The organism is Vibrio sp. CDRSL-10 TSBA (genome assembly GCA_039696685.1).
GTDB lineage: Bacteria > Pseudomonadota > Gammaproteobacteria > Enterobacterales > Vibrionaceae > Vibrio.
In genome coordinates this window covers 703294-726829 of sequence record CP155566.1, presented here as the reverse complement: position 1 = coordinate 726829, position 23536 = coordinate 703294, and the positions used below count along the sequence as shown (strand labels likewise).

Annotated in this window: 12 protein-coding genes, 5 pseudogenes and 1 riboswitch; of the genes and pseudogenes, 9 read left to right on the top strand and 8 right to left on the bottom strand. The window is 55.0% G+C overall.

Annotated features, from left to right (window positions below):
* The first annotated feature begins 2 nt into the window (after positions 1-2).
* From panE to csdA, 3 genes and pseudogenes are all read left to right on the top strand, one after another.
* Positions 3-893 (top strand): 2-dehydropantoate 2-reductase, encoded by an 891-nt coding sequence (gene panE / locus ABDK09_10800; protein ID XAW90007.1) that lies wholly within the window; start codon positions 3-5, stop codon positions 891-893.
* Positions 890-1490: pseudogene (locus ABDK09_10795) on the top strand (DJ-1 family glyoxalase III). Before panE ends, ABDK09_10795 begins: the two are co-directional and overlap by 4 nt.
* 1 nt (position 1491) lies before the next feature.
* Positions 1492-2703 carry a cysteine desulfurase CsdA gene (gene csdA, locus ABDK09_10790; GenBank protein XAW90722.1) on the top strand — a complete coding sequence of 404 codons (1212 nt, stop codon included), beginning with the start codon at positions 1492-1494 and terminating at the stop codon, positions 2701-2703.
* A 99-nt stretch (positions 2704-2802) separates the two neighbouring features.
* Here the strand turns inward: csdA and csdE are convergent, their stop codons facing one another.
* From csdE to ABDK09_10770, 4 genes and pseudogenes are all read right to left on the bottom strand, one after another.
* A complete protein-coding gene (gene csdE / locus ABDK09_10785; GenBank protein ID XAW90006.1) occupies positions 2803-3249 on the bottom strand; it encodes a cysteine desulfurase sulfur acceptor subunit CsdE in 447 nt (148 codons plus the stop codon).
* A gap of 10 nt (positions 3250-3259) precedes the next feature.
* Positions 3260-4070 (bottom strand): annotated as a pseudogene (gene tcdA / locus ABDK09_10780) (tRNA cyclic N6-threonylcarbamoyladenosine(37) synthase TcdA).
* 166 nt (positions 4071-4236) lie between these two features.
* Positions 4237-5352: a murein transglycosylase A gene (mltA, locus tag ABDK09_10775; GenBank protein ID XAW90005.1), complete on the bottom strand. Its 1116-nt coding sequence runs from the start codon at positions 5350-5352 to the stop codon at positions 4237-4239.
* Between the two features lie 71 nt (positions 5353-5423).
* The gene (locus tag ABDK09_10770; GenBank protein ID XAW90004.1) at positions 5424-5861 is read right to left on the bottom strand and encodes a DUF2850 domain-containing protein; all 438 of its coding nucleotides are present in this window, start codon (positions 5859-5861) and stop codon (positions 5424-5426) included.
* Between the two features lie 298 nt (positions 5862-6159).
* On the opposite strand from ABDK09_10770, the gene argA reads away from it, so the two are divergent.
* Positions 6160-7500 (top strand): amino-acid N-acetyltransferase, encoded by a 1341-nt coding sequence (gene argA / locus ABDK09_10765; GenBank protein XAW90003.1) that lies wholly within the window; start codon positions 6160-6162, stop codon positions 7498-7500.
* A 334-nt stretch (positions 7501-7834) separates the two neighbouring features.
* Entirely contained in the window at positions 7835-8014 is a 180-nt protein-coding gene (locus ABDK09_10760) for a hypothetical protein (GenBank protein XAW90002.1), read from the top strand.
* A 135-nt stretch (positions 8015-8149) separates the two neighbouring features.
* Here the strand turns inward: ABDK09_10760 and recD are convergent.
* The 3 genes and pseudogenes from recD to recC form a co-directional block, all read right to left on the bottom strand.
* Positions 8150-10298, bottom strand: a pseudogene (recD, locus tag ABDK09_10755) (exodeoxyribonuclease V subunit alpha).
* A pseudogene (recB, locus tag ABDK09_10750) lies at positions 10298-13934 on the bottom strand (exodeoxyribonuclease V subunit beta). Before recB ends, recD begins: the two co-directional pseudogenes overlap by 1 nt.
* A 320-nt stretch (positions 13935-14254) precedes the next feature.
* A complete protein-coding gene (gene recC, locus ABDK09_10745; GenBank protein ID XAW90001.1) occupies positions 14255-17809 on the bottom strand; it encodes an exodeoxyribonuclease V subunit gamma in 3555 nt (1184 codons plus the stop codon).
* 230 nt (positions 17810-18039) lie between these two features.
* Between recC and ABDK09_10740 the strand changes: the two genes are divergently transcribed.
* The 4 genes and pseudogenes from ABDK09_10740 to ABDK09_10725 all read left to right on the top strand — a co-directional run bounded on the left by ABDK09_10740 (position 18040) and on the right by ABDK09_10725 (position 22212).
* Entirely contained in the window at positions 18040-18930 is an 891-nt protein-coding gene (locus ABDK09_10740; GenBank protein ID XAW90000.1) for a LysR family transcriptional regulator, read from the top strand.
* A gap of 118 nt (positions 18931-19048) precedes the next feature.
* On the top strand, positions 19049-19339 hold the full coding sequence (locus ABDK09_10735; GenBank protein XAW89999.1) for a YebG family protein: 291 nt from the start codon (positions 19049-19051) through the stop codon (positions 19337-19339).
* Positions 19340-19687: 348 nt separating this feature from the next.
* Positions 19688-20719 carry a 2,3,4,5-tetrahydropyridine-2,6-dicarboxylate N-succinyltransferase gene (gene dapD, locus ABDK09_10730; GenBank protein XAW89998.1) on the top strand — a complete coding sequence of 344 codons (1032 nt, stop codon included), beginning with the start codon at positions 19688-19690 and terminating at the stop codon, positions 20717-20719.
* Positions 20720-20908: 189 nt separating this feature from the next.
* Positions 20909-21008, top strand: a riboswitch (purine riboswitch).
* Between the two features lie 192 nt (positions 21009-21200).
* A pseudogene (locus ABDK09_10725) lies at positions 21201-22212 on the top strand (adenosine deaminase).
* 111 nt (positions 22213-22323) lie between these two features.
* Here the strand turns inward: ABDK09_10725 and ABDK09_10720 are convergent.
* Positions 22324-23508: an NnrS family protein gene (locus ABDK09_10720; protein ID XAW89997.1), complete on the bottom strand. Its 1185-nt coding sequence runs from the start codon at positions 23506-23508 to the stop codon at positions 22324-22326.
* Between the last annotated feature and the right edge of the window lie 28 nt (positions 23509-23536).

Genomic DNA, 23536 nt, shown 5'->3' with positions numbered 1-23536 from the left:
GCATGAATATAGTGATTGTCGGTCCCGGCGCAATTGGCAGCCTGTGGGCGACGCATCTGCACCAAGCCGGGCATCAGGTGGCGCTGTGGGGCACTCAAAACGCCACACACTGGTCACTGCAATGTGATGAGCAGCCTAAGCTCAGTTTTAGCTACAATCAGCCAGACACGCTACGCAGCGCGGATTTGTTACTGATCACAGTGAAAGCCTGGCAAGTCGCATCCGCTTTACCAGCCCTGCTTGAGCAGATTGCTGATGAGACCATCCTGCTGTTTATGCATAACGGCATGGGGGCGCTGGAAGCACTCAGTGATCGCCTTACACCTTACCCGGTGCTGCTATCAACCACCACGCACGGCGCGCTGAAACCTGCGCCGGATAAGGTCCTGCATACCGGACAAGGGCAAACTCAAATCGGGCCCTTTAATGCGCAGGGGGAGCGCTGCGGGTTTGTCTGTGATGTGCTGCAGCATGCCCTGCCTCAGGTAAGCTGGAACCAACACATTGAGCACGCCCTGTGGCAGAAACTCGCCATTAACTGTGCGATTAACCCGCTGACAGCGCTTGAGCAAATCAGCAATGGAGAACTGGCCGACCCGCGCTATCGCGCCCGACTGGATGCCATCATCGCTGAAGTCGCTGCAGTGATGCGCGCGGAACATATTCCCGTCGATGAACGCGCACTGCGCGCCAGCGTCGATCAGGTGATTGCTGCCACAGCACGTAATCGCTCTTCAATGCATCAGGACGTTGTCCATCAGCGCCAAACCGAGATAGACTTTATCAACGGATACGTGGTGCGCAAAGCGCAGCAGCATGGTCTGGCCGTACCGGTCAACCAGCAACTGTATCAACACATTCAATCCTTACAACAAAGTTGGACCCAAGCATGACAAAACGCATTCTGATCCCTATCGCTCCGGGCACGGAAGAGATGGAAGCCGTCACTCTGATTGATATTCTGGTCCGGGCCGGTTATCAGGTTGTGGTGGCCAGCGCGGATTTCGACGGTCACCTCACCATGCGCGCGTCCCGTGGCGTGACACTGACTGCCGACTGCAAACTGGTCGACGTCGCCGATGATGAATTTGATGCGGTGGTACTGGCCGGTGGTGTCGGTGGCGCAGAAGTGTTCCGTGACAGCACTGTGCTGGTCGAAATCATCCGACAACAAAAATATGATGGCCGCCTGGTTGCTGCGATCTGCGCTGCGCCAGCCGTGGTGCTGCAACACCATGATCTCTATCCGGGGGCGCTGATGACCTGTCATCCCAATTTCCAGCAGTGTATTCCGGCCGATTTGTGGCGTAACCGCCGCGTGACCTTTGACGTCAACAACAACCTGCTGACCAGTCAGGGCCCGGGCACCGCGCTCGAATTTGCGGTGGAAATCATTGTCCAGCTGTCCGGTAAAGAAACTGGCACGTGAGGTCGCTGTACCTCTGGTTGCCCTGCCTCAGCTCAACTATGAAAAACTGGGTATCGAATAACATGCTGGATATTGCCGCGGTTCGCGCCCAGTTTCCGGCGCTCAAGCAAACCATCAATGACCAGGCGCTGGTCTACCTCGACAGCGCCGCGACCACGCAAAAGCCGCAAGTGGTGATTGATGCCATCAGCCGCTATTACAGCGCGCAAAACGCCAATGTACATCGCGGCAGCCACAGCCTGACCGCGCATGCCACCAGCCAGTTTGAGGCCGCGCGTGAACGCGTCGCCCGTTTTATCAGCGCGCCAAGCAGTAACAGCATTATCTGGACCCGGGGCGCAACCGAAGCGCTCAACCTGATTGCCCAGACATACGCCCGTTCAACCCTGCAACCCGGCGATGAAATCCTGGTCAGCGAAACGGAGCATCACGCCAATATCGTGCCGTGGCAGATCGTGGCGCAGCAGACCGGCGCTAAGGTGGTCAAAATTCCAATGACCGCCAATGGCGAGTTTGGTCTGGATGCTTTCCACCACTTGCTGTCTGCCAAGTGCAAGATTGTCGCCCTGGCGCACATCACCAATGTCACCGGCACCCGACAGCCGATTGAAGCTGTGATTAACGCCGCCCATCAGGTAGGCGCTGTGGTGGTGGTCGATGGCGCGCAAGGCATAGTGCATGAAGAGGTCGATGTGGCCGCGCTGGATGCCGACTTTTATGTTTTTTCCGGTCACAAACTTTACGCTCCGGCCGGGATTGGCGTGCTGTATGGCAAACTGGCGCTGCTGGAAGCGATGCCACCCTGGCACGGCGGCGGAAAAATGGTCGAGAAAGTCTCGTTTGACGGCACCACCTTTGCCGCGCTGCCGGGTAAATTTGAAGCCGGTACGCCGAATGTGGCGGGTGCGATTGCACTGGCGACAGCCATCGACTGGTACTGCGGTTTTGAGCGCGCTGAGGTTGAAGCGCATCTGCATCAGTTACAGCACACGACCTATCAGGCGCTGCTGCAACTGGAGGATATTAAGGTACTGGGTTACCAGCCTGATTCCAGCATTCTCAGCATCGTGATGGACGGCGTCCATCATCAGGATCTGGCCACTCTGCTCGATCAACAGGGCATTGCAGTCCGTGCCGGTCACCACTGCGCTCATCCGTTGATGGATGCTTTCGCTGTCAAAGGGACAGTGCGGATTTCGTTCGGGATTTATAACTCGATGGAAGAAGTGCAACGCTTAATCGCCGCGATAGAAAAAGCGGTCGATATGCTGTAATTGAGAGGATAAAGGTTTTAGGGTTTTAGGATCTTCGGTCCAAGGTCCTAGGTCCTAGGTCCTAGAAACTGGGGCCTGGGATCTTAAAACCCTGGAAATTTACCTTACTGACAGATGTTTAATCTGCTCAACAATCGCTTTCAGGCCATTGCCGCGCGACGGGCTGAGATGGGCGATCAGGCCCAGTTGGGCAAAGTAATCATCGATATCAAACGCCTGAATCTGGGCACTGGTTTTGCCTTGATAGGCCGCCATCACCAACGCGATCAGGCCGCGCACAATGCGCGCATCCGAATCGGCGCAAAAATACCACACATCGTCCTTCTGAGCCGCCAGCAACCAGACCTGACTTTCACAGCCAGCGACCGTCACTTGCTCGCTCTTTAGTTCATCCGGCATCTGGGGCAGCTTTTTACCCCACTGAATCACCTGACGATAGCGATCTTCCCAGCCTTTCAGCTGCTGCATCACCGCCAGTACATCAGCGCTGTGAATTTCGCTGCCAAATGGCGAATCCGGAAAATCAGACCAAGAATAATCAGACATAGAGGCTCCGTTACGCGCTGTGTTTCTGAATCAGTTTTTCGATAATGCGCGACACTGCGACAAAGCCAAAGGTCGCCGTGACTACAGTCGCCGCGCCAAAGCCGCTGGCACAGTCCATACGTTTAGGGCCTTCCGCACTGGATTTGACCGCGCACACACTGCCATCAGCCTGCGGATACTTAAGGTGCTCAGTAGAGAAACACACAATCAATACCGAATTTACGCGCCGGATTGATCGGGAAATTATGAAAACGGCGCAGACGGTCTTTGATCTTTTTCGCCAGCGGATCCTGAATCGTCTTGGTCAGGTCAGCGACTTTAATCTGGGTCGGATCGGTCTGACCGCCGGCCCCACCGGTCGTAATCACCTTGATTTTATTGCTGCGGCAGTAGGCCAGCAGAGCGGCTTTGGCTTTAACGCTGTCGATCGCATCCAGCACATAGTCGTACTCTTTGCTCAGGTACTCATGCTGGTTATCGGCGGTAATAAAGTCATCAATCAGGTTCACTTTACATTCCGGGTTGATCAGTCTGACCCGCTCGGCCATCACTTCGATTTTGCTCTGACCGACCGTACCGCTCATGGCATGAATCTGACGGTTGATGTTAGTGACACACACATCGTCCATATCGATTAGAGTCAGTTCACCAATCCCGGAGCGCGCCAGCGCTTCCACCGCCCAAGAGCCCACACCACCAATACCAATCACACACACATGGGCCGCACGCAGAATTTCCACTTCGCTGTTGCCGTATAAACGACGTGTGCCGCCAAAACGCTGGTTGTAATTGTCAGAGGCCGGGGTATCGAGTTCGCGCATACTAATCATCCACAACAGGAAATGTCCGGATTACAACATGAGCGGCGACATTTACGCACCGTCAGTGAGCACCGGATCATCCGCAATCAAAGGGTTCAAAAAAGAAAGAGTGCGATTTATACGCACTCTTTAACCAAAAGTCTAGCCGGGCAAGCCCGCCGATGGCCTATTGTAACTTCTCTGGCGGCGTAGCCCAAGGTGCTTGTGTCGGACTGTTTTCCAGCCCCAGTTTCCACACCCGGCCAAAGTGTTTGTAATGACCGGCTTCGGTCCCCGCACGAGGCCCCATGCCATGGTAAAGATCCAGGTGATTCTGCTTCACCGCACCGCCGGTATCAAGCACAATCAGCAGACGCAACTGATGAGTACCGGACCAGCTGCCATCGGCATTCAGCAGCGGTACTTCGGCCAGGATCGGCGTACCCATCGGCAACAGCGAGCGGTCGCCGGCCACCGATGCCATCGGCAGCAGCGGGATGCCCGCGCTCCCGGTCACCGGCGCCGCAGCACGCGGGGCAAAGAAGACGTAAGAAGGATTTTGCTCCAGCAGCTCTTTAACGGTGGCGTCATCGTTGGCCAGCACCCAGTCTTTAATCGCTTTGAGTGACATCTTGTCGCGTTCAACCAGGCCGCGTTCAATCAGAATCCGGCCGATACTGACGTACGCTTTGTTATTCTTACCGGCGTAGGCAAAGTACTCCAGCGTATCGTCATCGCCGAAATGGACAAAGCCACTGCCCTGCACTTCCATAATAAACGGATCAATCCGGTTGGCCGCATAGCCTAACTCCAGCCCCTGACCTTGCAGTGCACCGCCGTAGATCTGCTCCCGGGTCGGGCAGTCTGAGCTGCAGTCCGGTTTGGCGTAGACCGGAAAATGGAATTCTTCATTCGGCGTGTGGCGCAGTTCGATGACCGGCGAAAAATAACCGGTGAACAGCACATTGCCTTTCTTATCACCGCCGCCCATCTGCGCAGCCTGAATACCAAACTGAGCCAGCGTCTGCGGATCGCCGCTTTGCATCGCCCACTCACTCAGGTGTTCGTAGAGCGGGCCGTACATTGCCGCCATCGAAGGCGAGTTGGTTACCACCGCCGCACTCTGCTTGGCAAACTCGGTAAAATCACGTGGCGTGTTGGAGTGCACCTCAGCGACCTGATTCAGCGGCTGAGGAAATTCAGGATCAAGGTACTGTTGCGCGCGATCGGTCGGCTGGGCACAGCCGACGAGCAGCGCCACTGGCAGTGCCAGAGAAACATAGGAAAATAAACGTTTTGTCACTGGAATAAGTCCATTTGCTGAGTTGAGCAAAAGGATGACAAACTCCGCTGACAAGCGCAATTAAGGAATGGTTACTGAAGATGTTTTTTGTCTTTTTCTGACAATCGGAAGGTCGGATTATAATGCGCTGACGAAACCCGGGTCATTTCGGTTTGCTCTTCATTACGCATCTGCCACTGATACGCCTGGCCACCAACCTGATAGTGCAAGGTATGCCCGTCATAATCATAGCGGGTGGTCACTACCCGGCCATCGACTAACAACGCCTGCGGACGAATTTCAATTTTTTGCGCCAGGTACGGCGCGACATCTTTTTCAATCCACACGCCGTAAAGCGTGCTTGTCGGCGGCTGAGTCAGCGCAGCCAGCTGGCTGAACAAGTTGCCGTACAGCATCAGTACCAGCAGAGTCCCTGCCGCCGCGATACTCAATAAGCTGCGTTCAATGGCTTTACGCTTAACGGATCGCAATGCGGCCAACACAGGGGCAAGAGCCTCACTATTTATCATGCTGTTTCGTTCCGATTATCATAGTGTTCTATTCTGATTATCATATTTTACCGTGCTCTTTATCCTGCTTTGCTATTCTGATCAGATCTTGGTGCAACTCTTTGCATTACAAAGTGGTAGTCTGAATGACTGAATACGGCTTTAAAGGCCGCGCTTGTACCGGCTGGCAGAGCCGGTCCGACTCAGCGCTGTCATATCAAGATGATATTTTGAGCTGAAATCGAAAAAAAACTTGTTTACAGGTGAATAAAAAGTCATTATTCAAACATAATTAAACAACCAACTTGAGTGTCAGGCCGTGAAAATTCGTAGTACCGCCCTTGTGAAAGGGTTCAGACAATCCGCACCCTATGTCAACGCTCACCGTGGCAAAATCATGGTGGTCATGGTGGGTGGTGAAGCGATTGCTGATAAAAACTTCACTAATATCATCAGCGACCTGGCACTGCTGCACAGCCTGGGTGTCAAGATCGTGCTTGTGCATGGCGCCCGCCCGCAGATCAACCAAATCCTCGAAGCGAATAATCACACCACGCCATACCACAAAGGTATCCGTATCACCGACGAAGAAGCACTCGGCCTGGTTATGCAGGCTGCCGGTCAGTTGCAACTGGCGATCACCGCCCGCCTGTCGATGAGCCTCAACAATACTCCGATGGCCGGCACTCAGCTCAATGTCGCCAGTGGTAACTTTGTCATCTCCCAGCCGCTTGGCGTGGATGACGGCATCGATTACTGCCACAGCGGTCGTATCCGTCGCATCGATATCGACGGGATTAACCGTACTCTGGATCAAGGCTCGATTGTGCTGCTGGGTCCGATTGCCAGCTCTGTCACCGGTGAGTGTTTTAACCTGCTCTCAGAAGAAGTGGCGACCCAAGTGGCGATAAGATTAAAAGCGGATAAGCTGATTGGCTTCTGCTCGGAGCAGGGCATCATCGATGAGAAAGGCAACTCGATCGCAGAACTGTTTCCGGCTGAAGTGGAAAAACTGGTCCAGCGTCTGGAGTCAGAAAGCAATCCGTCTAGCGATGACTCAACCGGAACCCTGCGCTTTTTACGTGCCGCGGTTTCCGTCTGCCGTGCCGGTGTGCCGCGCAGCCATTTGATCAGTTACAAAGAAGATGGCGCGCTGATCCAGGAGCTGTTCTCGTTTGATGGTATCGGTACCCAAATCGTGATGGCGAGTGCCGAGCAGGTCCGTCAGGCTCAGATTGACGACATCGGCGGCATTTTTGATCTGATTCGCCCGCTGGAAGAACAAGGCATCCTGGTGCGGCGTTCCCGTGAGCAGTTAGAACAAGAAATTCATAAGTTTACCATTATCGATAAAGACAGCCTCTTGATTGGCTGCGCTGCGCTTTATCCATATCAGGAAGAGAGCATGGCCGAAATGGCCTGCGTGGCTATCCATCCTGAGTACCGTGATGGTAACCGAGGCCTGCTGCTGCTCAATCACATGAAACATCAGGCCAAGCAGATGGGCATCCAGCGTTTATTTGTCCTCACGACCCACAGCTTACACTGGTTCCGTGAGCAAGGTTTTACCGAAGTCGGGGTGGAAAGTCTGCCGATGGCCAAGCAGAGCCTGTACAACTATCAGCGGCGTTCAAAAATCTTAATTTTAAACCTGAAATAAAACATTCATCTAGATTACTGCTATAAAAGCAGTATATAGTTCTAATAAGGCAAAACATAAAAAGATGCAATCCGTTGCATCTTTTTGTCTATAAAATCAACGCTTTTCAAGCCTGCCTTAACTGTGTAAAATTCGCCCAAACGTGACAGGCATCACCTTTTAGTTCAGGTAACCGATGCTTCACGTTGTACTCCAATCACTTCGATTTGAATACCTGGCTTTGAAGCCTGCAGCTTAAGTGAAGCGGAGTCTCAGGATTATCAGCTAAGCGACAACGCTTAGTACGCGCATGGATTGCTTTTATCACTCAACCAGTCGTTAAGAGCAACTTAATATGAAAACCGTTATTTGTAACTCACTGCAAAGCTTTTGGGATATGGCCGATAACGAGTTCCTGGAAGGGTTGGACGTGCATTGCGTTTTCCCGGTAAGCGAGCAACTTCGGACGTTTATCCTTGAATCTAAACAACGCTACAAGATTCGTACTATTACTTTTACCAAAGCGTTTATCTGACGCGGTAAAGGTGTCTCACTGACTCAATGTAGCCATCAAAGACAGATTCACTGACTCGAAAGTAAACAGGCAGCCCAAGGGCTGCCTGTTTGTATTTCAAAGCACGTTGTTTTGCAAAGCACGAAAAAGAAAAATTCAGCACGCGCTTAAACGCTGCACTAAACCACTGGCGCGCTGGGTTTTGAGCTTAATCGCCCGCTTCATCACGCCCATATCACAGTACAGTGCCAGGCGCTGCTTAGCGCGGGTGATGCCGGTATAAACCAGTTTCACGGGTCAGGATCGGGCTGAATTCCGGCGGCACAATCATCAGAGTAAAATCAAATTCACTGCCCTGGGATTTATGAATCGTCATGGCAAACGCGGTTTCATGCTGTGGTACCCGGCTTGGCAAGACCGCTTTCACACTGCCGTCCGGCAGCTCAAAATAGACTTTCAGCCGCTGCTGCTCGTCCTGCTCATCGCGCAGGCAGATACCGATATCGCCGTTATACAACCCCAGAGCATGATCGTTACGGGTCACCATCACCGGGCGGCCGCTGTACCAGAGCTCATCCTGGGTTTTAATCAGTTTGCGTGCAGCCAGAGCTCGTTCAATCCGCAGGTTAAGCCCGCTGACGCCAAAGTCGCCTTCGCGCAGCGCGCACAATAAGCGGGTGCGGCTGAACAGAGTCAGGACCTCGCGCGCTTTATCGGCCATCGACTCCGCTGCGCGGTCGGATTCAGCTGCCTGCAACGGCTGACGCAGGCGCTGCAGATACGGGGCATAACCGGTTACCAACGACTGCAACATCTGATTGTAATGGTCACTGCTGAGGGCAAAATGGGTAATGTCGGCAAAATCTTGCTGCCACACCCGGTCAATCCACACTGCCTGACCGCTGTTGACTGCTTTGGCCAGCTGACCGATCCCCGAGCGGGCATCAAAGCGATAACTCTTTTGCAGCATACATAAACTATCGCTGACCTCCGCGCGGGCACCTGCGGCAATCTCATCCTGACGCGGGTTGAGCGCCGCCGGCATAAATCCGGTTAAGCGCGCCAGCATCTGGCTTTGCTCGGCACTGTAACCCTGCTGCAGAAATGAGCAGATATCACCCAGCACCGCACCGGCTTCCACCGAGGCAAGCTGATCTTTATCGCCCAGCAGGATCAGACGGGCGTGCGCCGGCAGCGCGTCGACTAATTTGACCATCATAGGCAAATCGACCATTGAGGCTTCATCCACCACCAGCACATCAAGATGCAGCCGGTTACCAGCATGATGACGAAATTCCGCGCTGTCCGGGATCGCGCCCAGCAACCGGTGAATGGTGCTCGATTCAGTCGGGATCAAGGCTTTCAGCTCCGGCTCCACCGCAAGGCCGGCCACGGCTTTCCCGATGGACTCGGTCAGCCGCGCAGCAGCCTTACCGGTCGGAGCCACCAGCTTGATAGCCGGAATATGGCCCTGCTGCTGCGACTGACTGATCAGCGCCGCAAGCAGTTTGGTCACCGTGGTGGTTTTACCGGTGCCCGGGCCGCCGGAAATCACCGCAAAACGGCGCGTCAGCGCAATCGCCGCCGCCACTTTCTGCCAGTTGAGACAGTGTGCCTGCGGCACCAGATTGTCCAGCGCGCTCAGTTCAGCCAGGCGCGGCGCCCCTTGCAGCAAGGCATCAATCGCATCCCAATCCAGCGCCCCCTCATCGACCACATCCAGCAGGTCGCACACCAGACGCTGACGCGCGACCTGATTGAGTTCCGGACTGAGCGCCTGATGCAAAAAGCGGTAGTCACGGGCAAACAGATTATCCAGCCGCAGACGCAGGTTATCGACCTCCGCAGGCTTTAGGATCATGGGTGTCCCAAAGCTCTGTAAGCGCTGCGCCAGGGTCACTTCATAGTGCCAGTAACGATGCAGATACAGTCGTTCACCGTCGTACATCAGCGGCACCGCTTCGCCCTGCTCGCCAATCAAACTGCATTGTTCAACCAGCTCGGCCCAGTCACAGGCCAGCCACACTTGATTGAGCGGCAGCGCCGCGTCACCAAACAAGCCGAGCCGGGCGGCGAGATCCAGGGCATTGCCCTGCTCATCACGCAGCGGCAGACAGATATGACCGCGCCCAAGCTCTGCGCTTACCGCTGCCGCCATCATCAGCAGCACACTGCGCTGATTTTGGCTGAGCTGTCCGGCCGGGCACTGCGCGGCAATAAAGCGCGCGAACTGGTAATCAAGCTGACGCAGCGAACCCTGCTGGCTCAGCTGCTGTAAGGTGGTTTGCACCTCATCAAAGGTCATCATAAATCAAGCTCCATCTGCCCGGCAGAGGTGGTTCGGGTTTGCGGCTCGACTCCGCGAATCAAATCATCTAAATCTTCCAGCATGGCCTGACTCGGTCTGGCGCTGAAAATACCGTGTTCCGATGGACCGTCCATACCACGCAAAAACAGGTAATAAACCCCGCCGAAATGACGCTGGTAATCGTAATCGGCAATCCGGCTGCGCAGAAAACGGTGCAGCGCCAGAGCATACAACTGGTACTGCAAATCGTAACGGTGCTCAGCCATGGCCTGCTGCAGACGCGCGCCATGATACGCGGCCACATCATCGCCGAGATGGTTGGATTTCCAGTCCAGCACGTAATACTTGCCCTGATGCTCAAACACCAGGTCAATAAAGCCTTTTAGCATGCCCTGCACGGTATAGAAGCCGAGGTCACCGGCCTGGGCCGACAGCGGATCGTGACGCTGCACTACCCGGTTAAGCGCCGGTGCGCTCAGCACTTCGATCGGCAGTAAAAATTCCATTTCGGTCAGACGCTGCTCGGGCGATTTCTGATTGAGACGCAGCGCTTTGCCATCCAGCGGCGTGCTGAGCACAGTATCGACCAGTTGCTGCAACACCGGCAGCCACTCGCTGTCGACCTGCTCGCGCTCCATCAGGTCGGTAATAGCCCGGGTATTGAGTTCACTGTCGGCCGGCTGGGTAAACTCCACATCCTCAAACAGCGAATGCAGGAAAGTCCCCGGCTGAGCGCCGCGCGGGAAAGTGAAAATCGAGCGCTCCGGCTCCGGCAGCCCTTCCTCATCATGTTCGTCAGCTGAATCGACATCGAAACCGCCGATTTCCAGCGTGGCATCATGGCTGTGACCGCCCTGTTTAACCAGACCGGAATAGCTGGTGATACGCCATAAGCGGTCAATCTCGCGTCTCAGCGTACGCGCGCTCAGCTCAGGCACCTTCTCCTCGCGGGCAACAAACGCCTGCGGCGGCAGCTCCGGCGGCTCACACGAAGCGACACAAGCCAGCGCATCGACCTGTTGCTGCACGCTGCTGCGCAGTAAATCCAGACCACCCTGCTCGCCATTTTGCAGCAGGTAACCCATCGCGCTGTGGTGTACCCCGGTCGGCTCTTTGCTGGAACGGCCATTGCGCAGCGGGGCCAGACCGATAAAACAGCCGTACACCGCGCGAGTCAGCGCCACATAAATCAGGCGCAGATCTTCCGCCAGACGCTCCTTGTCAGCCTGCTGCAGCGAAGCGTCTTGCGCGGTGATATCCAGCAGGGTCTCACCGCTGGCCGCATCGTAATATTTCCCTTCACTCGCTTCACGGTAACTGAGCACAAACGGCAGGAACACCAACTCATACTCCAGACCTTTCGATTTGTGAATGGTGACGATCTGAACCAGGTTCCGCTCCGACTCAAGGCGCTGAATCGCCTCATCACTGCCGCCCAGCCCCTGCTCGGCATCGACAATCGACTGCGCCAGCCAGCGCAGCAGACCATGGTCACTGTCAATCTCCTGCGTCGCCTGCTGCAACAATTCACTCAGATGCATAAAGTCTATTAGTAAGCGCTCACCATCACTTTCTTCCAGCCAGCGTTCGGCGATGTGGCGCAGGCTGAGCACACTGCGCAGCATCGGCAGCACGCCGCGATCAAGCCATAACTGGCGATACTGCTTAAACTCGTTAACCGCGTTTTCCCATTCGTTTTCATCGTTGTTGAGCGCATCCAGCTGCTCGGCATTAAGAGCAAACAGAGGCGAAGCCAGCGCCGCGCGCATCGCGCGATCGTTGTCCGGGGTCAGCACCGCCTGCAGCAAACGCTGCAGATCCGCCGCCACCGCACTGCTAAACACACTGTCACGGTTGGACAGGTAGACGCTGGCAATGCCCTGTCTGGCCAGTGCCTCTTTGATCATCCGCCCTTCATTACCGGTGCGCACCAGCACCGCAATGTGCCCGGCTTCAATCTCTGCGCCGTCACTGAACTGCGCCGCGCCCTGCTGAGCGGCGCTGAGAATATGCTGGATCTGGCTCGCAGTAGCCGCAGCCATAGCGTCAAAATAACTGCCCTTCGTGACCGGCGCTTCGGCCTCAAGATGCCAGTAATTGAGCGCCGGCTGCGCCTGACCATTGAGTAACCAGGCACGCTGCGCGGCTTTCGGACTCGGCTGCACCGGCAAAAACGGAATGTCGTCGTCGTAAATAAACGGGCTGTCGGGGCGTTCAAACACCTGATTGACCGCGGCCACCATATCGGCGCTCGAGCGCCAGTTGGTGCCGAGCGTGTAGTGAGCACTCACCTGATTACGAGCACGGATATAGGTAAAGATGTCCGCGCCGCGAAAAGCGTAAATCGCCTGTTTCGGGTCACCGATCATAAACAGGCCGCACTGCGGATGGTCGAGATAAATGCGGCTGAAAATACTGTATTGCAGCGGGTCGGTATCCTGGAACTCATCGATCATCGCCACCGGATACAGGGTGCGGATACGGGCCGCCAGCGTCCCTTCCTCATCACCGTCCAGCGAGGCCGATAATTGAGTCAGCAGATCATCAAACGACAACCACTGTTTGCTCGCTTTGGCCTTGGCCAGCATGGTTCGGCAATGAGTAATCGCATGAGCCAGCAGCGGCGCTTCCAGCGTCACCGGCTGAGCGAGGAAATTTTCGATAGCCGCAAACAGCTCATGCTGCGGCACTGCGCCGGAAGGCGTTTTCTCAGCCAGTACATTCTGGGCAAAGCGGCTTAAATGCTCCGGAAACCTCATAACCGCTGGTCGGCTGCGCAGCCCAGTGCGACACGGTTTCAATCCATTGGGGCAGGGATTTTTTGGTATAGCTGCGTTTGTTGATGCCGGAAGCGGCAATACAGTCATGAATCTCATCCTGCGCCGCGCGCCACTGGGTTTTCAGCGTCTCGATGCGCTGCAGATTGTCCTGATGCAGGGCCGCAAGATCGCCGTCCATCACCGGCGTGGTCAGTTTGAGCGGCGAACCGGTCAGATAGCCACCGATTTTCTCCAGCAAGGCCGCCGGTGATGCCCACAGGCGGCGCACTTCTGCGGCCAGATGCAGCGGCAGCGGATAAAACTGGCGCCGCCAGTAATCGGCCACGACCTGAGCTTTGAGATGGCTTTCATCGGTCACGAATTCATTATTAAAGCGGCTGCCCGACTCAAACGCATTCTGGGTCAGCATGCGCTGACAAAAACCATGGATGGTATACACCGCGGCTTCATCCATCTGCCGCTCCGCATTGAGCAGCAGACTGGCCGCCTGCCGGTGATCGCTCACTTCCTCAAGCAAAGGGGCAATCACAGGATCGCTGCTCACCCCGCGGCTGAATGCCAGACGCGCATCGTGAATACGGGCCCGGATCCGGTCGCGCAGCTCTGCGGTGGCCGCTTCGGTAAAGGTCACCACCAGGATCTGGTCCACCGTCAGCGGCGCCGCGTGCCGGGTCGCTTCGTCCAGTCCGTCAAATCCGGCGTCATGCCCGTGCCCCAGCAACAAACGCAGATAGAGACCGGCGATGGTAAAAGTTTTACCGGTCCCGGCTGATGCTTCAATCAAACGGGCACCATGCAAAGGAAAACGCATGGTTTCCAGCGGCGTTGCCGTGATGTGGGAAGTGACACTCATGGTCAGGTGCATCCTCAGTTTATGATTGACGACCCATTTCCGCTGCCGAGTAAACAGAGGATTATGTGATCCGAATTATAAAAATGTATGTATTTGTGTAAATTTTTGTTTTAGCGCAGGGTAATGGGATCTTACTCACGATACGCACCAAGTTGGCACACTATACTGCACCCCATTGATGCAGTGCACCAGGTATAGTCCGGTGAAGCTCGCACTAACCGAATACTTTCTCTAAACGAATAATGGTCCCTCTGACCTGTGGCCGTACAGCGAACGCCCTACACTATAATGATTTTCTGGCGGCCACCCACTCTTCCCCATTACACTCTGTCCGCACTGTCTGTCAGTTGCAGTCTTGGCGCCTGAAACACCAGGCTTGCCAGCATACGTACCTGCTGCGCCAGCTCCTCATTCCACTGCGGCCATAAGCGTGCAATGTAAGCATTGTTGCCTTCGCCGTGAGTCATAAAACCGTCGTTAAACGTTTCCGCCATCTTCTTCAGTGATTTCTCTTCATCATCCACCCACTGACCGCGGCTGAAACCGGCATCGATACCAGCCTGCACTGTTTTAGGGAAATAAGGCAGCGGCTCGGTCATGCCCTGATAGAACAAGCGTACTAATTCGTTGAGCTGCGCAATAGCCAGACTGCGGCTCTGCTCGGCCGACTCTCCCAACACCGGCAGCACCTGATGCACCACACCCTCTTTACGATCGTAGCCAATCAGATGAGTGGTCACCCTGTGCCCCATGGCAGCAGCAGCCAGATGATCGATCCAGGCCGCGAGAATGTCCTGCGAGCGAATCGAACCACTGCGATAACGCACCAGTCCCGACTGGTAACAGCGGGTCAGCCAGCCGGTTAACTGCACCGGGCGCGATTCGCCCAGCGCATCCAGAGTGAGATTGATTTCGTGGTCATCGAGCGGTGCCTGACACAGGTAATGGATTTTTTCCACCAGCTCTTCCGCCTGCACCCGGTTGGTTTCAAATTCCAGCTCACCAAAGGCGCCGACCGGCAGTTTGCCCTCAGCGCGCTGCTGCTGATTAAACTCAGTAAGAACCGCCTGACGCGCCTCTTCACCGCCAGCCGTGAGCAGATTTTCCAGCAGCGCATCACGCAGCTGATAACTGGCCAGCCCGCCCAGAGCAAACGGCTCATCATCTTCCATCACCGGCAGCGGCGGTTCAAACACCACTTTAAGACGGCGGTTAAAGAAGTACTGCACCGGCAAACGCCAGAAGCGCTGCAGCTCCACCAGATCCAGCTCGAGCGGATAGGCCACATCCAACAAATAATCCTCCAGCGCGCGCTGGAATTGCCCGCCCGGCTGGCCCTGCCGCAATGCGGCCGGTAACCATTCGCGGGCATAACTGCCGACCTCCGACAAAAACGCCTGCGGGCTGAACGGCACCATGGCATGGCTGAAATGGATCTGCTCGACCAGACGCAGGCCCGATTCATCACAAGGCAGCGCGCTGTCACTGGCCAGGCAGTAATTCTGCTGGCAATACTCCAGCAGTTCACTGACCAGCACCGACGGCACGCGCTCGGTGTTATCCTGAATCGAACGGCCGACATAGCTGATGTACAACGTGTGCTGAGCCGATAGCATCGCCTCCAGAAACAGATAGCGGTCATCGTCACGGCGCGAACGATCGCCGGGACGGGTACGGCCATTCATCAAATCGAAACCTTCCGGCGGCATCGAACGCGGATAAACGCCGTCATTCATGCCAAGCAGACACACCACGCCAAACGGAATCGAACGCATCGGCATCAGGGTACAGAAGTTAACCTGACCGGCGAGAAAGCGCTGGCTGACCCGGGTGCCGGACAGTTTGTCATGCAGATATTGGCTGATAATAGCCGGCGCGATATCCTGCTGATAGCCGGCATCACTGAGCTGCTCTTTCAGCGCCGCCAGGGTATCGCGAATCGATTTAAGCGCCATCTCCCCTTCCAGCTCTACTAAGAAGCAGTCGTCGAGCAGCGCCGACAGCAGCTCACGCCAGGCATCAATCGACTGGGTCTTGCCCAGTTCGCTGCGGTAATGGCTGATGGTGTCAATAAAGTGCGCCAGCTTACCGGCCAGCTCAGCACTCATGCCCTGCACTTCATTGTACGGCGCCAGTGTCTGCGCGCCGTTATCAAACAGGCCGACCGAGGCTGGCATTGCATAGCCGAGCAGCATACGAGCAATGCCGAACTGCCAGGTATTCTGCCCGGTCGGCGGTAATTCAAATTCGCTCGCGGTGCTGTCATTAAGCCCCCAGCGGATACCGGACTCTTCCACCCAGCGCTTAGCAACCTCGAACTCGCTGGTATCGAGAGCAAAACGCGCCATCATGGCGGGCGTCTCGAGCAGCTCAAGCAGCTCAGAAGCCAGGCAACGTGACTGAGGCAGATTGACCAGCTGCATGAAGGCATTGAGGATCGGGCTCTCCTGATCGGCAGTGCGATCCGAAATCGAGTAAGGAATAAAGCGCTCACCGGGTGCGTTACCAAACACCGCCTGAATGTAAGGGCTGTAGGCGTTGATATCGGCCACCATCACAATCACGTCGCGCGGTTTGAGAGCCGGGTCGCGATCAAACATCGCCAGCAGCTCATCGTGCAGCACTTCCACTTCGCGCATAGGGCTGTGGCAGGCGTGCAGGGTCAGCGAGCGGTCACCGGCTGGTACCTGCGCTTTATGCGCGCTGCTCTCCAGCAGGCGGTCATCCTGGTGCTCTTCAAGATGAAGAATATCGGCCTGCAGCTGATGCAGCAGCGTGTCACGCGCCACATCAATGAAGAGTTCGTGCTCTTCATTCTCGCTCTGCGCCAAAAGATACAGATTGTCACGCCCCAGCTTCCCAAGCGACGCGAGCAGACTGTTACCGACCGCCTGCGCGGTGTGCAGCTCAGTTTGCAGCGAATCATCCTGCCGCGGAGCATCCTGCGGATAATCGTTCTCTGGGTACTCGTCATCTGAGCTATCACCCTCGGAATAGTCATCCAGACTGCCTTTGAGCGGTGAGACTTCCGCGCTGACTTCGACCCGGTCACCATTAAGCGCCAGCTGCTTACGGCGCTGGTTTTCGACCCGGGCGAGGTATTTACGATCGCGGATGTCGCCCCAGTAGTGCTGGCAAGGGTTAGTGAACATCAGATGGACATCGATGTGCTCCCCGAGCGCCTTGAGTGCATCCATATAGCGTGGCGGCAGCGCCGAAATGCCGAAGATAAACAGCCGCTTGGGCAGTTTATTCAACCACTCCTGACTGAGCCCCGGCGCGGCCAGCGCATCAATAAAGCTCTGATACAGATTGGCCCGGTGATAATGCGACTGGCCCTGAGCCAGCGTGTAGTCGTAGAGCGCTTTCCACAGCAGCGGCTGCCATGGGTGTTCACCATCGATTTCGGCCACATCCAGCCCCGCTTCCCAGCTGGCAATCCAGTCCGGACGGTACACCAGATAACCATCGAAGATATCGGCGATTTTTTCCGCCAGCTGATACAGCTTGGACTGGTCGAGGTCATCCTGCAGATAACGGCGCAGCGGGGTAAATTCGTCCTGGCCGAGCATACCCGGCAACAGCTCCATCAGCTTCCAGGTCATCGCCTCTTTGTTAAAGGCACTACGTTTCGGTACATCCGGCAACACATGGGTAAACATCTCCCAGATGAAGGTCGCCGGCAGCGGAAAATCAATATTGGCGGCCACGCCCAGCTCCTGCGCCAGGGCCATTTTCAGCCACTGTGACATCCCCGGGCTCTGCACCAGAATCTGCTCTTTGGCAAAGGGGTTGGCCAGCGGATCATTCTTAATCAGATGCACCAGCAGGATTTTCAGCGTATCAACTTTATTGGAGTGGTAAACGGTAAACACAAGGCACTCACGCAGCTCTAACCATAATAAGGTTCAGATTATCATAAGCATCGGTCACTGTACGGGATGGAATGCTCAAAGGGTTAAGCATTACGCAATTTGCCGTGCTTGTGACCGGTCAGATATACTGAACCCATTCAGATTCCCGTTTAGAACGACTAAACCTTTGAACCACTAAACGTTTGAATCACTAAACGTTTGAAATCTTAAACCGTTGAAATACTAAACCTATGGCTGCCAATATTTCGCTCAAGCAACTGCGGGTCTTTACCACCGTGACCCAGTATAAAACCCTGACCGCCGCCAGCGAGATGCTGTTTCTCTCCAAGGCGGCGGTCAGCATGGCGTTATCAGAACTGGAAAAGCAGCTCGGCCATGCCCTGTTTGACCGGGTCAACAACCGTCTGATCCTTAATCAGGAAGGACAAAAACTGCTGCCGCTGGCCGATGAACTGCTCAGCCGCGCCCGAGATCTCGATCAGCTGTTTAACGATAGCCAGACTCTGTCCGGCCAGCTGCGTATCGGCGCCAGTGATACGATTGGCAATCAGGTCGCGCCTTACCTGCTCAGTGCATTCCGGCACGAGTTTGACCACCATTCGCAAAGCCTGTTCATTGGCAACTCAGCTCTGATTTGCGAGAAACTGGTCGACTACGAGCTGGATATTGCGCTGATTGAGGGTAAAACCCTGCATCCGCAACTGATGTCGACCCAGTTCAGTCAGGATGAAATGTGCATCGTCTGCGCGCCGCATCATCCGCTCGCCCGTCAGGACAAAGTGCTGCTGCGCGATTTCGAGCAGAGTGACTGGGTGCTGCGTGAAGCCGGCTCCGGTTCACGCGAGTTTTTCCTGCGCGCGGTCGCGCCGCGTATCGAGCAATGGCATGAAGCGTTTGAACTCAATACCACCGAAGCGCTGATCAACAGTGTCTCGGCCGGGCTCGGCTTTGGCTGCCTGTCACGCCTTGCCGCCAAAAGCGCCATCAATGACGGCCGCGTCAAGGTGCTCAATGTACCGCTCGACATGAAGCGCCGCTTCTGGCTGCTGGTGCACAAAGAGAAATACCAGAGTCCGCTGCTGCAACGCTTCATCGAATTCTGTCATCACTGGCAAGCCTGATCCCGATGTCTGCTGCAGACTGAATAGACGCCACAGTTTTCGCTGCGTGGCTGGACTTCTGATTGCAAAAACTGTATAAAAAGCCAGTAATTTATTAGCAAAATGTAGAGGATGAACCATGGCTGTCATCGTTAAGTACGTGGTGGAACGCAACGGAGAAGAGAAAATGACTTTTACCTCGAAAGCCGAAGCTGACGCATATGACAAAATGCTGGACATGGCGGACGAGCTGTTCGAGCTGCTGGGTAAAAGTGAACTGGTAGAAGACGAAAGCAAACAGGAAGAGCTGGCCATGTATCTGGCCCAGAACAAAGAAGAAGTTCTGTACGCCCTGGGCGCCAAACGTAAACCGACACCAAAGAAACCTAAAGCTGTCAAAGACGATCAAGCTGTCGACGACGCCGCTTAATCCAATCCCAAACCGCTGTTGTTGTTATCCGGAACAAGTCGTTGCTTTGCGGCTTAAGCGGATAAACCGGCAGCGGTTTTTCTATTTTAATCATCCCCGAACGACTTGCAGTTACAGCCAACACCGCTGCAGCTTCAAGCAGGCAGGGTATAATTCCATCTAAAGAGATATATCTTTCATCAGACAAAAAGTATCGTTCTACGGACGGATCCCCGCTTAGCACTTTCCTCGCCGGGTGACTCTCTTTATGATGAGCTTAATCGTTTTCAGCGAATCATTTTTAAACAGGCAGCAGCGCTCAACCTGCTGCTCAACGGATTACTTATTATAAAGTTTATGGAGACCAACATGGCAAACTTTGCACTTGGCTTTGGCAGCGCGACCAAAAACCGCGACGGTAAAATCATTGAAGCTTTCTTCCCTGCCCCAATTCTGAACCCAAGCGACAAGCTGATTGCTGACGTAGCGGCTGTTGCAGGCTACAGCGAAGGTAACCAGGCAATCGAAATCAGCGCAGAGCAGAGTGCACAACTGGCACAAGCTTTCGCAGCTAACGAGCAGGCAGCAAACGCATCATTTGCGGAAAAAGCAGCGGCTTCAGCTCAGCCACTGGTACTGGTTGTACTGGCAGCAGACGAGCAACCACAGAGCGTGGCAGAAGGTTTCCTGAAACTGCAACTGATCTCAAACCGTCTGGTTCAGCCACACGGCATCATCCTGGATGGCATCTTCGGTCTGCTGCACAACATCGCATGGACCAACGAAGGTCCGATCGACCTGCCAGAACTGGCTGATCGTCAAATCGAAGCGCGCCTGGCAGGCCGTGCTCTGAGCGTCGATTGTGTAGACAAATTCCCTAAAATGGTGGATTACGTGGTACCAACGGGTATCCGTATTGCTGACACGTCTCGTGTCCGTCTTGGCGCACACGTGGGCGAAGGTACTACAGTTATGCACGAAGGCTTCATCAACTTCAACGCCGGCACCACAGGTGTGAGCATGGTTGAAGGCCGTATCTCTGCCGGCGTACTGGTTGGTAACGGTTCGGACATCGGCGGTGGTGCTTCTATCATGGGTACTCTGTCTGGCGGCGGTAAAGTCGTGGTTTCTATCGGTGAAAACTCACTGCTGGGCGCAAACTCTGGTCTGGGCTTCCCGCTGGGTGACCGTTGTACGGTTGAATCTGGTCTGTATGTAACAGCAGGTACTAAGGTACGCATGCTGGACAACCAGGGTAAAGAAGTGGAAATCGTTAAAGCACGTGATCTGGCTGGTGTTTCTGACCTGCTGTTCCGTCGCAACTCTCAAACCGGTCAGGTTGAGTGTCTGGCGAACAAATCTGCGGTTGAGCTGAACAGCGAGCTGCACAGCAACAACTAAGGATCACTCCTTAATGATTAATGAGGCTGGCCATAGTGCCGGCCTTTTGTTTGTCCGCTCTTCCGGCTTACTTAGGTCTGTCTTTCATTTAGTTTGCCCTTCCTTTGGTTTGCCCTTCATCTGCGCAGCTTGCTGAAAATTGGCGTTTTTCTCTCAATCGGTTATCATTAGCCATGTTCCGATACAAAATGGAACTCACAACTGTTGCTTCGTATAACCCCACTGATAAGGTGTGGGGGTCTCTACCAGAATCCGTAAAATTCTGATTACGAAGAGTTAAGCGCATGATCGCTTTTCTCTTTGTATGGCCCGACACCACCGCCCAAGGCGAAAAGCGATTAATCTCTGCCCCGTTATCTCAGTAGCGCCCGCGCGACTCAGATGCACTGCAGATAAACTTTTTGATCAATGCCAACCGGAATCACGGGATGATGAATCATGAGAGATGAATCACCGGTTTCGCTTGGTGTGAGGCCGACATATGAAAGAATTTATTCAGCAACTTCCAAAAGTAGAACTTCACCTCCACATCGAAGGTTCACTTGAACCTGAACTGATGTTCAAACTCGCTCAGCGTAACCAAATCGACATTCCGTTTGCTTCCCCCGAAGAAGTGCGCGCCGCCTACCAGTTTTCTAACCTGCAATCTTTCCTCGATATCTATTATCAGGGCGCCAATGTGCTGATCCACGAGCAGGACTTTTTCGATCTGACCTGGGAATACCTGCTGTGTTGCCAGCAGGATAACGTGATGCACACCGAGATCTTTTTCGATCCGCAGACACACACCGCGCGCGGCATTGCGTTTGAAACCGTACTGAATGGCATCGTCGCCGCTCTCAATAAAGCTGAGCAGGAACTCGGTATTACCAGTCAGATCATCATGTGCTTCCTGCGCCACCTGAGTGAAGAAGAAGCGCTGCAGACCCTGGAACTGGCTGTGCCGTATAAGGACAAAATTGTCGGTGTCGGTCTGGACTCCTCTGAGCAGGGTCACCCGCCGGAGAAATTCAGCCGCGTGTTTGCCAAAGCACGTGAAGCCGGTTTTATTGCCGTCGCTCACGCCGGCGAAGAGGGCCCGGCGCTCAATATCCGCAATGCCATTGATCTGCTCGGCGTACAACGGGTCGATCACGGCGTACGCTGCGTTGAAGATGCGGCGCTGGTGGAAGAGTTGAAACAGACCCGTATGCCGCTGACCGTGTGTCCGCTTTCCAATCTGAAGCTGAAAGTATTCCAGCACATGGCTGAGCACAACATCGTCGAAACTGCTGCGCCAGGGGCTGTGTGTCACCATTAACTCGGACGACCCGGCCTACTTTGGCGGCTACATGACCGACAACTTCATGGCAGTATCGGATGCACACACAATGACCCATCAGGAGCTGGCCCAGTTCACCCGCAATGCGATTGAAGCCAGCTTTATCTCCGAGGCGGAGAAAGCACGCATGAACGCGCAGGTTGACAGCGTATTGGCACGCTTTAGCGCCTGAATCAGGCACTGAGTCATACTCTGAGCGATATTCTGAGTGATAACCACCCACATCATCAAGCTGCGCATTTCGCGCAGCTTTTTTTACCTCAGCACCCGACTCCTGTGCGTTTTACCCCGGATGACCATCAACGCGTGGCGTCAGCAACATCGGACCAAAACGCACAATAAACAGACCGAACGCCGCTATCCACAGCAAGGCACTGAGATTCACCCACCACATTAAATGCGCAGGCAACAGCGCAACACCTAGACTGCGTACCAGAGCGGCAAGCAGCAGCGCGCCAAACGCCAGGCTCATATCCGGCCCCTGATAAATGGCTCGTCCTGTATGTCCCATCGACACCCGGGCAACCATAGCCAGAATCAGGCCGGCCAGCGCACCGATAGCCAGCAGGTGCAGCATATTGTGCGCAAACAACGGATGCCCGATTGCGCCCCGTAACAGCAGACTAAGCGGTATGCACAGATAAGCCGCATGCAGCGACCACACCAGGGGTTCTCTCAGCGTGCGCCAGGGCTGCCAGCGCCACCAGCGCAGTAACTGAGCCGCTCCGGCTAAAAGCATCAGCGGACGCGCGACACTGTCTGCCGTTAACGGGAAAAAGCTCACAATAAACAGCGCCAGCAACGGCGCATTAGCGAGCCATTCCAGCCACACTTTCGGCTTTGCTTGCTCCAGCTGGAAACGACGCGCGGTAAAAAACGGGATCACCCGCCCGCCCATCACCGCCAGCAGCAAGGTAAACCACCACAGCATCGCCTGCCACACTGCCGCGGCCGAAAACGGTGCCACGCCTTTGATGGTGGCATAGCTGGCAAAGTTAGCGCCAATCGCAAGGGCAAGTAACGGAATAAAAAACTGATTGCTCCAGCCGCGGGCACGCACCAGACGAATCCCGACCTCATAGGCAGTCAGAGCCAGAAACAGCGCTTCAATACTGGCCGTCAGCCACAGCGGCAATGGAGTCCAGAGCAGAACACGCACCAACAGCCACAGCCCGGCCACCAGCGCCAGGCGCCAACCTTTTGTTGCGGGAATCGAGGTCCAGTTCTGCACGGCAGTGAGCAGAAAGCCCGCTACGATCGCCATCGCAAAGCCGAACAGCATTTCATGCACATGCCACCACAACGCAGGCACCGCCAGCCATTGCGGCTGACCATGTTGAAACATGACAACCCAGGCGCCGACCGCGATCACAGCATAGACACACCCCAGCAAAAACAACGGCCGAAAACCCGAGCGTAAAATCGCCGGAATTCGCTCCTCGGCCTGTCTGTCGACAATATTCAGCATATTGGCTCCTTCGCCAGCAATTGATTAG

Excerpts from the sequence above, each read along its gene's own strand:
- panE (XAW90007.1), top strand. The coding sequence starts at position 3 with ATGAATATAGTGATTGTCGGTCCCGGCGCAATTGGCAGCCTGTGGGCG.
- csdA (XAW90722.1), top strand. The coding sequence starts at position 1,492 with ATGCTGGATATTGCCGCGGTTCGCGCCCAGTTTCCGGCGCTCAAGCAA.
- csdE (XAW90006.1), bottom strand. The coding sequence starts at position 3,249 with ATGTCTGATTATTCTTGGTCTGATTTTCCGGATTCGCCATTTGGCAGC.
- ABDK09_10770 (XAW90004.1), bottom strand. The coding sequence starts at position 5,861 with ATGATAAATAGTGAGGCTCTTGCCCCTGTGTTGGCCGCATTGCGATCC.
- ABDK09_10760 (XAW90002.1), top strand. The coding sequence starts at position 7,835 with ATGAAAACCGTTATTTGTAACTCACTGCAAAGCTTTTGGGATATGGCC.
- ABDK09_10740 (XAW90000.1), top strand. The coding sequence starts at position 18,040 with ATGGCTGCCAATATTTCGCTCAAGCAACTGCGGGTCTTTACCACCGTG.
- ABDK09_10735 (XAW89999.1), top strand. The coding sequence starts at position 19,049 with ATGGCTGTCATCGTTAAGTACGTGGTGGAACGCAACGGAGAAGAGAAA.
- dapD (XAW89998.1), top strand. The coding sequence starts at position 19,688 with ATGGCAAACTTTGCACTTGGCTTTGGCAGCGCGACCAAAAACCGCGAC.
- ABDK09_10720 (XAW89997.1), bottom strand. The coding sequence starts at position 23,508 with ATGCTGAATATTGTCGACAGACAGGCCGAGGAGCGAATTCCGGCGATT.